This is a genomic window from Pantoea sp. CS_6 (genome assembly GCF_041954745.1).
GTDB classification, from domain to species: Bacteria; Pseudomonadota; Gammaproteobacteria; order Enterobacterales; family Enterobacteriaceae; genus Pantoea; species Pantoea stewartii.
On sequence record NZ_JAVAYG010000007.1, the window covers coordinates 19,164 to 31,774 of the forward strand.

At 52.6% G+C, this 12,611-nt stretch carries 12 protein-coding genes; all 12 read right to left on the reverse strand.

The annotated features are described in order from the left end of the window. Window positions 1–2: 2 nt before the first annotated feature. Entirely contained in the window at window positions 3–458 is a 456-nt protein-coding gene (gene fabZ, locus RAC90_RS12015) for a 3-hydroxyacyl-ACP dehydratase FabZ (RefSeq protein ID WP_006117769.1), read from the reverse strand. A 151-nt stretch (window positions 459–609) separates the two neighbouring features. Continuing rightward, window positions 610–1,635: a UDP-3-O-(3-hydroxymyristoyl)glucosamine N-acyltransferase gene (lpxD, locus tag RAC90_RS12020; protein WP_375124372.1), complete on the reverse strand. Its 1,026-nt coding sequence runs from the start codon at window positions 1,633–1,635 to the stop codon at window positions 610–612. 3 nt (window positions 1,636–1,638) lie between these two features. Further along, window positions 1,639–2,184, reverse strand: a complete 546-nt coding sequence (locus tag RAC90_RS12025) for an OmpH family outer membrane protein (RefSeq protein ID WP_191091151.1) — start codon at window positions 2,182–2,184, stop codon at window positions 1,639–1,641. Between the two features lie 51 nt (window positions 2,185–2,235). Next, window positions 2,236–4,647 carry an outer membrane protein assembly factor BamA gene (gene bamA, locus RAC90_RS12030; protein WP_033740313.1) on the reverse strand — a complete coding sequence of 804 codons (2,412 nt, stop codon included), beginning with the start codon at window positions 4,645–4,647 and terminating at the stop codon, window positions 2,236–2,238. 51 nt (window positions 4,648–4,698) lie between these two features. Beyond that, complete coding sequence (gene rseP / locus RAC90_RS12035; protein ID WP_033740312.1) at window positions 4,699–6,048, reverse strand: sigma E protease regulator RseP; 1,350 nt, start codon at window positions 6,046–6,048, stop codon at window positions 4,699–4,701. Window positions 6,049–6,060: 12 nt separating this feature from the next. Continuing rightward, on the reverse strand, window positions 6,061–6,918 hold the full coding sequence (cdsA, locus tag RAC90_RS12040; RefSeq protein WP_054634468.1) for a phosphatidate cytidylyltransferase: 858 nt from the start codon (window positions 6,916–6,918) through the stop codon (window positions 6,061–6,063). An 18-nt stretch (window positions 6,919–6,936) separates the two neighbouring features. Next, entirely contained in the window at window positions 6,937–7,689 is a 753-nt protein-coding gene (ispU, locus tag RAC90_RS12045) for a (2E,6E)-farnesyl-diphosphate-specific ditrans,polycis-undecaprenyl-diphosphate synthase (protein WP_006117763.1), read from the reverse strand. Window positions 7,690–7,866: 177 nt separating this feature from the next. Next, the gene (gene ispC / locus RAC90_RS12050) at window positions 7,867–9,063 is read right to left on the reverse strand and encodes a 1-deoxy-D-xylulose-5-phosphate reductoisomerase (RefSeq protein WP_006117762.1); all 1,197 of its coding nucleotides are present in this window, start codon (window positions 9,061–9,063) and stop codon (window positions 7,867–7,869) included. A gap of 110 nt (window positions 9,064–9,173) precedes the next feature. Then, on the reverse strand, window positions 9,174–9,731 hold the full coding sequence (frr, locus tag RAC90_RS12055) for a ribosome recycling factor (protein ID WP_006117761.1): 558 nt from the start codon (window positions 9,729–9,731) through the stop codon (window positions 9,174–9,176). Between the two features lie 143 nt (window positions 9,732–9,874). Beyond that, window positions 9,875–10,600 carry a UMP kinase gene (gene pyrH / locus RAC90_RS12060; RefSeq protein WP_006117760.1) on the reverse strand — a complete coding sequence of 242 codons (726 nt, stop codon included), beginning with the start codon at window positions 10,598–10,600 and terminating at the stop codon, window positions 9,875–9,877. Window positions 10,601–10,754: 154 nt separating this feature from the next. Next, window positions 10,755–11,606 carry a translation elongation factor Ts gene (tsf, locus tag RAC90_RS12065; protein WP_006117759.1) on the reverse strand — a complete coding sequence of 284 codons (852 nt, stop codon included), beginning with the start codon at window positions 11,604–11,606 and terminating at the stop codon, window positions 10,755–10,757. A gap of 183 nt (window positions 11,607–11,789) precedes the next feature. Beyond that, entirely contained in the window at window positions 11,790–12,515 is a 726-nt protein-coding gene (rpsB, locus tag RAC90_RS12070) for a 30S ribosomal protein S2 (protein WP_006117758.1), read from the reverse strand. Between the last annotated feature and the right edge of the window lie 96 nt (window positions 12,516–12,611).

The window sequence follows — 12,611 nt, forward strand, 5'->3', positions numbered from 1 at the left end:
AATTATGCCTCCCGGCTACGGGCACACATCATGGTCGCTTCACAAACGATTTTACCGTCCACGGTCGCTACGCCGTTAAAGCGCGTCAGACCACGGCGGGTTTTCTCGAAAGTCACTTCCATAATCATTTGATCGCCCGGTACGACCGGACGCTTGAAACGGGCATTATCAATGCCTGCAAAATAATAGAGCTCGCCTGGCTCCAGTTTACCCACGCTTTTGAATGCCAGAATACCGGTGGCCTGCGCCATCGCTTCCAGAATCAGAACGCCGGGAAAAATCGGTTTACCAGGGAAATGCCCCTGGAAAAACGGTTCGTTAAAGGAGACGTTCTTTACCGCGCGCAGATATTTGTTTTCTTCAAAATCCAGCACGCGGTCTACCAGCAGAAACGGATAACGGTGCGGCAGCAGCTCTAAAATCTCTTCAATTTGCAGAGTATGAGTTTCAGTAGTCAAAATACTCTTCCTGTCCTAAAAATCTGATGACATCAATAACACGGCCTGCACCGATCATCATGATCGTTGGCAGGCCGCAAATAGTTTCCGTGGCGCCTGGCTTCCCTGCTTACACTGTTATTATGAAAGCCGGTCAGTCATGGGATGGCGTTTAGTCGTCTTTGCCGACTTTGCGCTCGATTGCTTTTAAGCGTTTGCTCATGTCGTCGATATTCATCACCAACGCTGCAGTTTTGCGCCAGGTTTTGTTGGGCTGTAATGGAATTCCTGAGGAGTATACACCAGGTTCTGTTATCGGACGCATAACCATGCCCATACCGGTTACGGTTACTTTGTCACAGATTTCCATATGGCCGTTGATGACGCTGGCACCGCCAATCATACAATAACGACCAATTTTTAAACTACCCGCCATGATCACACCGCCAGCAACCGCAGTATTGTCGCCAATCACTACGTTGTGGGCAATCTGACATTGGTTATCTATGATAACACCATTGCCGATCAGAGTGTTATCCAGCGCACCACGATCAATGGTCGTACAGGCACCAATTTCTACCCGATCGCCAATAATCACCGAGCCCAACTGCGGTATTTTCACCCAGTTACCCCGATCGTTCGCGTAGCCGAAGCCATCAGAACCGATGACGGTGCCGGACTGAATCAGGCAATGCTGACCAATGACTACTTCATGGTAAACCGAGACGTTAGCCCACAAACGCGTACCGCTGCCGATACGGGTTTTTTTACCCACAAAACAGCCTGCGCCAATGACAACGTTATCACCGAGCTCAACGTCAGATTCAATAACCGCATTGGCCCCGACAGAGACATTGGCACCGAGTCTCGCGCTGGGATTAATCACAGCACTTGGCGCAATATCCTGCGCGGGCTGTGGCGTAGTGTCGAGCAGCTGCGCCATTCTCGCATAGGTGAGATAAGGATTTTTCACCACCAGCGCGGCGGTTTTACACCATTCCAGATCCGCTTCCGTCAGCACCACGGCTGATGCCTGGACCAGCGCGAGCTGCTCGCGGTAGCGGCTGTTGGCAAGAAATGTGATTTGACCAGTTGTGGCGGATTGCATAGAAGCAATGCCGGAGATGGCGATATCGCCATCTCCGTGCAATTCTGCATCCAACTGCTGGGCTAAATCAGCCAGTCGAATTGATGACATCGATTATTTAACCTGCTTCGCAACTTCATCAGTGATGTCTTTCACATCAGAACCAGAATAAAGCACAGCCTGAGAATTCAGGACCAGGTCATATCCGCCGCTTTTGGCAACTGACTGAACGGCAGTCTGGATTTTTTCCAGCAGCTTGTTACGTTCCTGAACCTGACGGGTCTGGTTGTCTTTCTCAAACGCGTCTGCTTTCGCCTGGAAGGCATTGCGCTCAGATTCGATCTGCTTCTCTTTCTTGTTGCGCTCGCTCGCCTTCATGGTCGGCGCATTGCGCTGCAGATCCTGCATTTCCTGCTGAATTTTGTCGTGCTGAGAACGGAGTTCAGTGGCGCGGCCCTGGAACTCACTCTCAAGCTGTTTGGAGATAGCAGCGCGCTGAGGTGATTTCTGGAAAACCTGGCTCAGATCAACAGTTGCGACTTTATCGGCCGCCTGTGCGCCAGCAGAAGCAGCCAATGCAACACCCAGAGTAACTGCACATAACAACTTTTTCACTATAAACTCCTTACCCTCAACATGTATGTTTGCAGTGCGGAGCATAACAATGCTCCACAGCTGCAAGCTATTTTTTTCACATCCCTGTACAGAACGTTACCAGGTTTTACCAATGTTAAACTGGAACTGCTCTGACTTATCTCCGTCCACTTTCTTAACCGGCTGGGCGTAGGAGAACACTAACGGCCCCAGCGGCGACATCCACTGTAAAGACACACCGGTCGAGACGCGAATGTTGTTTGGATCGCTGTAGTCAGGAATACCGGCAGCGCGCGTTTCAGCGGTGTTCTGCCATTTGGTATCCCAGACGGTACCGGCGTCGACAAACAGCGACGTACGTACCGAGTTCGAATATTTCTCACTCAGGAACGGCGTGGGCGTAATCAGCTCAAGGCTGGCAATCGCCATCGCGTTACCGCCCACCGCATCACTCGATTTACAGATACCGTTAGGATCGCTCAGGTTACAGTATGATGAGCCATCATTCAGGTAGGCCGCTTTCGGACCGATGGTGTTGGACTGGAAGCCACGCACGGTACTGGAACCACCGGCGTAGAAGTTCTCATAGAACGGCATCTCTTTACCGCCCAGCCCGTCGCCATAGCCGACACGGCCACGACCCAGCACAACCCAGGTGTGATCTTTATTGATCGGCACATACTGTTGGCTGTCCAGGGTGACTTTGTAGAATTCATTATCCGAACCCGGGATCGTCACCTTACCGTTCAGGTTGGTACGGTTACCCGAGGTCGCGAAGAAACCGCGGTCCAGCGTGTTATACGTCCAGCCATAGTTAAAGGTGAAGTCGTCAGCCGAGAAATCGCCATTGCGGTTTAACTGCTGTGGCTTACCGACTGAGTCCAGATAGCGCCACATCGCAACCTGAGGACGCATATCCGACAGGTCGTTGTGTACATAACCCAGACCGACGCGCAGCGAGTTGTTCTCATTGATTGGGAAGCCCAATGTCCCGTCTGTACCGTAACTTCTGTTGGTATAGCCGGAGAGATCGGCGTCGCTGGCCTTAAAGTTGTTGTAGAACACCCGGCCGCCCAGACTCACACCATCAACGGTAAAGTAAGGATCGGTCAGGGAGAACTCTGCATAGGTCTGGTAGTCGTTTTTGGTTCCGCTGATACCGACGGTATTCCCGGTACCCAGCCAGTTATCCTGGGTCACGCCGACCTGGAAGCTGACGCCACTTTCCGTACCGTAGCCGACGCCGAAGTTAAAGGTACCGGTGTTACGCTCTTTAACTTTGTAAACCACGTCAACCTGATCCGGTGAGCCCGGTACACGCTGCGTATCCACGTCAACGGTTTCGAAGTAACCTGTACGATTCAGGCGCTCTTTACCCTGATCGACCAGATCGCTGCCCAGCCAGGCACCTTCCATCTGGCGCATTTCGCGACGCAGTACGGCATCTTTCGAGGTGTCGTTACCTTCAAAGCGCACTTTACGCACGTAGTAGCGGTTGCCCGCATCCACGTTGATATGCAACTTAACGGTTTTATCGGCATCGTTAATTTCAGGCTGCGTCACGACGCGCGGATAGGCATAACCGTAGCGACCTAACAGCTTCTTGATATCATCTTCCATCGACGTGACTTTTGCGCCGTTATACAGCTCGCCCGCCGGGATTTTGGTCAGATGTTCGATTTCCGCCGAATGGCCGGCCATGCTGCCGTTAACAATAACGCCGGCAATCTTGTACTGATCGCCTTCGGTGATGTTAACGGTGATGTAGATGCCTTTTTTATCCGGCGTCAGGCTCACCTGCGTCGAATCAATATTGAAACGGGCATAACCGCGATCCAGATAGAAGCTGCGCAGGGTTTCAAGGTCACCCGCCAGTTTCTGTTTCTGGTATTTACGGTCAGCCACCACGTTCCACCACGGCACTTCGTCACGCAGCTGGAAACGGGAAATGAGTTCGTCTGAACTGAAGGCTTTATTACCTACAATGTTGATCTGCTGAATTTTGGCAGAAACACCTTCGGTAAAGACCAGTTTCAGATCGACGCGGTTACGCGGCAGCGGTGTGACAACGGCTTTTACGCTGGCGGTATATTTACCCACGCTGTAGTAGAAGTCTTCCAGTCCCTTCTCGATTGAAGAGATTGTGGTGCGGTCCAGCGCTTCGCCGACGCGCACACCTGAGGCTTCAAGGTTCTGTTTGAGCTGATCGTCCTTAACCGCTTTGTTACCGCTGAAGGTAATGCTGGCGATGGTAGGACGTTCTTTAACCTGAACAATCAGCGTATTACCATCTCGCAGGACCTGAACATCCTCAAAGTTGCCAGTCGCGAACAGGGAGCGAATGGTATTTCTGACGTCATCGTCATTCACCGTATCGCCAACCCGAACTGGCATGCTCAGCAGAGCCGCGCCGACGGCGACTCGCTGCAGCCCTTCGAAATGAATGTCCTTCACCACGAAATCGTCTGCACCGTAAACGGTGGCGCTGCTAAACAGCAGCGACGCTATGAGCAACTTTTTCATCGCCATCGTTATTATGCGTTTTCCTAACACATCCCACGCAAGCTCGCGTTCCAGCGGTTACAGGCGTGAGAAATCATTGAAAAGTGCAAGCCCCATTAACATCACCAGCAGTATTGAGCCGATGCGATAACTAAAGTCTTGAACTCGATCGGACACCGGTCCCCCTTTGATCTTTTCGATCGCCAGGAAGAGCAAGTGCCCACCATCTAAAACCGGCAGCGGGAACAGATTGATGATTCCTAAGTTGACGCTAATCAACGCCAGGAACATCAGGTAGTAAATCATTCCGTACTCGGCTGACAAACCTGCACCTTGCGCAATCGAGATTGGGCCGCTCAGGTTGTTCAACTTCACATCACCGGTTATTAACTTGCCCAACATGGAGACGGTCAGCTTCATCAGTTGCCAGGTTTTTACACTGGCCTCACCAATGGCCGGGAACGCGCCATATTGTCTTACCGTTTTGTACTCGTCTGGCAGAGGAACAACTCGCGGAATGACGCCCGCAAACCCTTCCGCTTTATTTCCAGGTTTCGCTTCCGGCGTCAGGGTCAACTTCACCGCTTCACCGTTGCGATCGACCTCAAGGGCCATACTTTTTCCGGGGTTATCCCGAACCTGAGTCGCAAAAAGCTGCCATTGCGTTAATAACTGACCATCGACTTTAACGATCCTGTCGCCCGCTTGCAAACCGGCTTCACTGGCGGGTGAATTCTTTTGCACTTCAGCCAGTGTCGTTTCGATCTGTGGACCGCGAGGACGTATCCCCAGCGCCACCACCGGATCCTGCTTATCAGGCTCAAACTGCCAGTTCCGCAAATCAACGTGCTTTTGCTGCGTCCCTTGTTCGCCAAAGCGACCCACTGTCAGCGTCGTGCTGCTGTCACCGATTTTACCGACCAGCGCCATGCGCACAGCTTCCCAGTCAGGCGTTTCGATACCGTCGACGGCCTTAAGTTCCGTTCCGGGTGTAATTTGCGCTTCCGCCGCTACCGAACCGTTCAGAATTTCACCAACCACAGGTTTCACACCCGGCACGCCATGAATGAAGACGACCCAGTAGGCAAAGATGGCGAACAGGAAATTGGCGACAGGACCAGCAGCGATAATGGAGGCGCGCTGCCAGATGGCTTTATTGTTAAACGCCTGGTGCCGGAGTTCCGCAGGGACGCTTTCGACCCGCTCATCCAACATTTTGACGTAACCGCCAAGTGGAATGAGGGCAAGAACAAATTCGGTCCCATGTCGGTCACGGCGTTGCCATAACGCTTTACCAAAACCGATTGAAAAACGTTCGACTCTGACCCCGCAGCGCCGCGCCACCCAAAAATGGCCAAATTCATGCACCGTAATTAATATGCCCAGTGCAATGATGAATGCGGCAAAACTCCAGATTACGCTTAACATCGTCGTTTGCCCTTAGAGTGTCTGAAACACCAACAGTAACAGGCAGGCAAAGACCGGTACGGCTGCTGTCAGGCTGTCAATGCGGTCGAGGATGCCGCCATGTCCCGGGATCAGGTTACCGCTGTCTTTGATACCGGCTTCACGTTTAAACATGCTTTCCGTGAGATCGCCCAGGACTGATGCGAGCGTCGACATCACCGCACACATGACCAGCGTGCCCGTCGGGATGGTCAGCGGCGCAAAGCTGGCAAACAGCACAGCAATAAGCGCGGAAGAGACCAGTCCGCCCAAAAATCCTTCCCAGGTTTTACCGGGTGACACTTTGGGGGCCAGCTTATGCCTGCCAAACAGCTTACCGAACATATAGGCACCTGAATCGGCCCCCCAGACCAGAAACATGACAAACAACAGCCACCATGCACCGGCAAAATGATCAGATTCGTAGTGATACTGGCGGAGCGCCATCATGCCCCAGAAGAAAGGAATAATGGTTAAGACACCGAACAGCAGGCGGAGAAGCCGGGAATGACGCCAGAGTGTCGCAGAGGCCGGATAAAACAGAACCAACAGCAGCGCGCCCGTCCACCAGGCCAGCGAAGCCCACAGCCAGCCTGTAACCTGCGGCAGATAGGCGTTATGTTCGTAAGGGGGAAGGGTAAGGAGCATAAGCGTCAGCACAAGGCCACAGATCACGGCCAGCCAGATACGTTGCTGACGCGATGCCATACCGGACAGCTGCCCCCATTCCCAGGCGGCAAGCATGCAGATGATAATCGTAACAATTGCAAAGCCAACAGGCGGTAACCAGAACAATGCAGCGATCACCAGCGGAATAAGGATCAGCGCGGTGATCAGACGAGACTTCAGCAAAGGTTACCCCCAGATTGCTCAGGCGCCGCCTGGTGCAGCGCCGCCAAAGCGTCGCTCCCGCAGAGAGAATGCATTCAGTGCACCTTCAAAAACGTGTTCATCAAAATCCGGCCAGAGCACATCAGTAAAATAGAATTCCGCATAGGCAATCTGCCACAACAGGAAGTTGCTAATCCGATGCTCTCCCCCGGTCCTTATCACTAAATCCACTGGCGCCAGCTGGTTCATACACAGCTGCGACGTCAGACTCTCTTCGGTTATCTGATCAGGGCGTAACAAGCCTTCCTGTACCTGTTCAGCCAACTTTTTAACACCTTCGATGATATCCCAACGTCCGCCGTAGTTAGCGGCGATGTTTAACGTCAGGCGATCGTTATTTTCCGTCAGCGCCTCGGCCCGACGGACACGTTCCTGAATACGCGGGCTGAATCGACTGATATCGCCAATAATGCGTAAGCGGACATTGTGTTTATGCAGGCTCTTCACTTCGCTATCCAGCGCCCAGACAAACAGTTCCATTAAGGCTGTCACTTCCTGCGCAGGACGGCTCCAGTTTTCGCTGCTAAAGGCGTAAAGCGTTAACGCTTCCAGATTATTATTGACAGCAAAGCTAACGGCGCGGCGTACTGATTTCACGCCCGCTTTATGGCCGGAAATACGCAGTTTTCCCTGGTTTTTAGCCCAGCGGCCATTGCCATCCATGATGATAGCGACGTGGCGCGGACCGGTACCCTGTTGGTCATCGGTGTTGTTGTGATTTTCAGACGACATAACGCGTAATCAATTCCTTTCATCAGAAATGCTGTGGTTTCTGAATACATTGCGCCCGGTACAAATCCCGACATTGCCTGCCGGGCCACACCGAATTCGGTGACAGACCGTTAAACGCGAGCCAGCGACTATAACATTTTCACCCGAAGCGAACAAATAGCCTCAGCGTAATCGTTATTACGACGTGAAATGGGACAACATTTCTGTTGCCGCCGCGCGTGCGCTTCGGTCAATGTCAATGACCGCATCCACGGAGTCCGGCTCCTGACAGTGATGCGCCGACAGCACTGCGCTGTTCAACGCGGCAATATCCGTAAAACGGATCTGCTTATCCAGGAAAGCCGCCACGGCAATCTCATTGGCCGCATTGAGCGTGGTGGTCGCTGCCTGTCCGGCTTCGCAGGCATCAATCGCGAGTTTGAGACAGGGGTAACGACCAAAATCAGGTGCCGAGAAGGTCAGTGCCGACATGCGGGTAAAGTCCAGCGGTGTGACCCCAGCCTCAATACGTGCGGGCCAGGCCATACTGTGGGCGATTGGTGTCCGCATGTCAGGCGAACCTAACTGGGCCAGCACACTGCCATCGCAATACCGCACCATGGAGTGGATCACCGATTGTGGGTGCAAAATCACTTCCATCTGCGCTGCGCTGGCATTAAACAGCCAGCGCGCTTCAATGTATTCAAGACCTTTATTCATCATGGTGGCCGAATCAACAGAGATTTTACGCCCCATTGTCCAGTTCGGATGTGCACAAGCCTGATCTGGCGACATATTGCTCAGATCCGCTAAATTTGTGTCACGAAAAGGGCCACCCGATCCCGTAAGAATAATCGACTCAATGCCGTTATTCTGCAGGTCAGCGTAACCTAACTGATGCTGGATGGAAGCGGGCAAACTCTGAAAAATGGCATTGTGCTCGCTATCGACCGGCAACAACTGCGCGTTATGTTGACGTACCGCCTCCATAAATAAACGGCCGCAGGTGACCAGCGATTCTTTGTTCGCCAGCAAGACCGTTTTGCCGGCGCGAATGGCGGCCAGCGTGGGTAATAACCCCGATGCACCCACAATTGCGGCCATCACCTGGTCAACCTCATCCAGCGCGGCCAGTTCACAGGCTGCCTGAACGCCGGAGAGCACTTCAGTCCTGATCTTCAATGCTCTCAGTCGCTCACGTAGCGCGGCGGCAGCGTCTTCATCTGCCATGGCGGCGTAGCGCGGTTGAAACTGTGCACACTGTTCTGCCATCAGGGCTACATTTTTGCCCGCCACCAGCGCCGTGACCTGGTAAAGCGCCGGATTGGCTTTAACAACGGCCAGCGTGCTGGTGCCGATTGATCCGGTCGAACCCAGCAGAGTTAATCGCTTCATAATGCTGTCCCTGTATCGGTAAAAGCGTGGGGCACAACGTAAAACGCCGCCAGAGATGGCATTCAGTCAGAAGGCCTCCCTGTACGGCGTTTTCGTCGGCGAAGATGGAATTAGAAATCCATCAGCTCCGTTTCTTTTTCGGCCAATGCTGCATCGACTTTCTTGATGTGCGCATCGGTCATTTTCTGGATTTCATCCTGCGCGCGACGTTCGTCGTCTTCGCTGATCTCTTTATCTTTCAGCAGCGCTTTGATCTTATCGTTGGCATCGCGACGGACGTTACGTACCGACACACGGCCCTGCTCGGCTTCGCCGCGCACGATTTTAATCAGGTCTTTACGACGTTCTTCGGTCAGTGCAGGCAGCGGAACACGAATGTCCGAACCGGCAGAGCTGGGATTCAGCCCAAGATCAGACGCCATAATCGCTTTTTCAACGGCCGGGCCGAGAGAGCGATCAAACACGTTGATTTTCAGCGTGCGGGAATCTTCAACAGTGACGGAAGCCAGCTGACGCAGTGGCGTCGGCGTGCCGTAATATTCAACGATGATGCCGTCGAGCAGTGAAGGTGAAGCACGACCTGTGCGCACCTTGCTGATAGTGGTTTTGAATGCTTCCACGCATTTATCCATGCGCGTATCAGCATCTTTTTTAATGTCGTTAATCACGTTAAAACCCTTGGATTCGGTTTGACCTGGCCAGTTCCGGCATTACCGGAAGCGGGATCGATAAGCATCGATAATCCTGAATGGCGTGCGGCAATACCGCGCCGCACTGACAGAATATACCCTATTTTATCTCGCCTCGGGTATTAATGCGTAATCAGGGTGCCTTCTTTTTCACCCATCACTACGCGACGCAATGCGCCAGGCTTGTTCATGTTGAAAACGCGGATAGGCAGTTTGTGATCGCGCGCCAGCGTAAACGCGGCGAGATCCATCACTTTTAGCTCTTGATCCAGCACTTCCGCATAGGTCAGTTTTTCGTACAGTGTTGCATCGGGGTGCTTCACGGGGTCCGCAGAATAAACGCCGTCAACTTTGGTGGCTTTCAACACCACATCGGCTTCGATTTCGATACCGCGCAGACAGGCGGCAGAATCCGTCGTAAAGAAGGGGTTACCGGTACCTGCGGAGAAGATGACAACGCGGTTATTGCGTAACAGGCTGATGGCTTCTGCCCAGCTGTAGTTGTCGCACACGCCGTTCAGGGGAATGGCCGACATCAGACGGGCGTTAACATAGGCACGATGCAGCGCATCACGCATTGCCAGGCCATTCATTACGGTGGCCAGCATCCCCATGTGGTCGCCGACAACGCGGTTCATGCCCGCCTGTGCCAGACCCGCTCCACGGAACAGGTTGCCCCCGCCAATCACAACGCCCACCTGGATACCCAGTTCGACCAGCTCTTTAACTTCCTGAGCCATGCGGTCAAGCACACTCGCGTCGATACCAAAACCTTCTGCACCTTGCAGTGCTTCACCGCTGAGTTTTAGCAGGATACGTTGATAAACAGGTTTTGCGTTGGTCGCCATGGTCAGTTCTTCCTGGAAGATATGATGAGTGAGAAGTAATTCCGATCAATCATCCGCTTACAGCAAAAGAATTGCTATTGGGATGAAACTGAAAACGTATCTTTTGCCTGTGGCAGACAAAAAAGAACCGCCATCTGGCGGTTCTTTCAGATCATTAAGACTGTTTGGACATCGCTGCAACTTCAGCAGCAAAATCAGTCTCAACTTTCTCAATGCCTTCGCCCACTTCGAAGCGGATGAAGTTGATCACGTCAGCGCCCTGCTCTTTCAGCGCCTGGCCAACGGTTTTGGCTGGATCGATAACGAATGCCTGACCGGTCAGAGAAACTTCACCGGTGAATTTCTTCATGCGGCCTTCAACCATTTTCTCTGCAATTTCTTTTGGCTTGCCAGACTGCATCGCGATATCCAGCTGAACCTGGTACTCTTTCTCAACCACTTCGGCAGAAACGTCTTCTGGCTTAACAAACTCAGGCTTGCTTGCCGCAACGTGCATCGCGATCTGTTTGATCAGATCTTCGTTAGCGCCTTTCGCTGAAACCAGAACGCCGATACGTGCGCCGTGCAGGTAGCTGCCCAGCTCTTCGCCTTCCAGCACTGCAACGCGACGAATGTTGATGTTTTCACCGATTTTGGCAACCAGTGCAACGCGCTCTTCTTCAAACTGTGCTTTCAGCGCTTCAACGTCGGTGATGCGGTTAGCCGCAGCCGCGTCCAGCACTTTGTCAGCAAATGCCTGGAAGCCGCCATCTTTTGCAACGAAGTCAGTCTGGCAGTTTACTTCCAGAATCACACCGTAGTTACCAACGATTTTGGTTTTGATCACGCCGTCAGCAGCAACGTTACCTGCTTTTTTCGCTGCTTTGATTGCGCCAGACTTACGCATGTTTTCAATCGCCAGCTCGATGTCGCCGCTCGCTTCAGTCAGCGCTTTTTTGCAGTCCATCATGCCTGCGCCAGTACGCTCACGCAGTTCTTTTACCAGTGCAGCGGTAATTTCAGCCATTCCAGAATCCTCGGTTCGTACCTGAGCACGGGTGCATCAACAGGTACTTATTTGCGGAAAATTTACTCTGTCCCGCCGACCTGAACAGGGGCGTTACAGACTTGGATAAAATAAAGGGGCCATGTTTGGCCCCTTACAGATCACATCTGAATGCTAAGGGCTCTTCTACAGAGCAAACCTTAATTAAGCGTTTTCTAAAGACGCTTCTTCAGCCTGCTCAGCCAGATCCTGAGAACGGCCTTCGCGAACGGTAGTCGCAACGGCAGTCAGGTACAGGTTGATAGCACGGATCGCATCGTCGTTACCTGGGATAACGTAATCAACGCCATCCGGATCAGAGTTAGTATCAACGATAGCAAATACTGGGATGCCCAGGTTGTTTGCTTCTTTGATTGCGATGTGTTCGTGGTCAGCATCGACAACAAACAGTGCATCCGGCAAACCGCCCATGTCTTTGATACCGCCCAGGCTGTTTTCCAGCTTGGCCAGCTCACGAGCGCGCATCAGCGCTTCTTTCTTGGTCAGTTTGTCGAAAGTGCCGTCCTGAGACTGGGTCTCAAGCTCTTTCAGACGTTTGATAGACTGACGAACGGTTTTCCAGTTAGTCAGCATACCACCCAACCAGCGGTGGTTTACGAAGAACTGGTCGCAGCTCAGTGCAGACTCTTTTACCGCTTCGGCAGCAGCGCGCTTGGTACCAACGAACAGAATCTTACCTTTACGGGAAGAGATTTTGGTCAACTCAGCCAGAGCTTCGTTGAACATTGGTACGGTTTTCTCAAGGTTGATGATGTGAACTTTGTTACGCGCACCGAAAATGAATGGCTTCATTTTTGGGCACCAGTAACGGGTCTGGTGACCGAAGTGAACACCAGCCTTGAGCATATCGCGCATGGAAACAGTTGCCATGATTACTACCTCTAGTTTAATTGGGGTTGGGCCTCCATGTATCCCATACAACCGACCTCTTTCAAGGCACCCCGGCGTATGTGTCGATACATGTGT

Bases quoted from the DNA above. Each gene is read 5' to 3' on its own strand.
- lpxD (WP_375124372.1), bottom strand. From the start codon at position 1,635: ATGTCATCAATTCGACTGGCTGATTTAGCCCAGCAGTTGGATGCAGAA.
- RAC90_RS12025 (WP_191091151.1), bottom strand. From the start codon at position 2,184: ATGCTCCGCACTGCAAACATACATGTTGAGGGTAAGGAGTTTATAGTG.
- bamA (WP_033740313.1), bottom strand. From the start codon at position 4,647: ATGGCGATGAAAAAGTTGCTCATAGCGTCGCTGCTGTTTAGCAGCGCC.
- rseP (WP_033740312.1), bottom strand. From the start codon at position 6,048: ATGTTAAGCGTAATCTGGAGTTTTGCCGCATTCATCATTGCACTGGGC.
- ispU (WP_006117763.1), bottom strand. From the start codon at position 7,689: ATGTCGTCTGAAAATCACAACAACACCGATGACCAACAGGGTACCGGT.
- ispC (WP_006117762.1), bottom strand. From the start codon at position 9,063: ATGAAGCGATTAACTCTGCTGGGTTCGACCGGATCAATCGGCACCAGC.
- pyrH (WP_006117760.1), bottom strand. From the start codon at position 10,600: ATGGCGACCAACGCAAAACCTGTTTATCAACGTATCCTGCTAAAACTC.
- tsf (WP_006117759.1), bottom strand. From the start codon at position 11,606: ATGGCTGAAATTACCGCTGCACTGGTAAAAGAACTGCGTGAGCGTACT.
- rpsB (WP_006117758.1), bottom strand. From the start codon at position 12,515: ATGGCAACTGTTTCCATGCGCGATATGCTCAAGGCTGGTGTTCACTTC.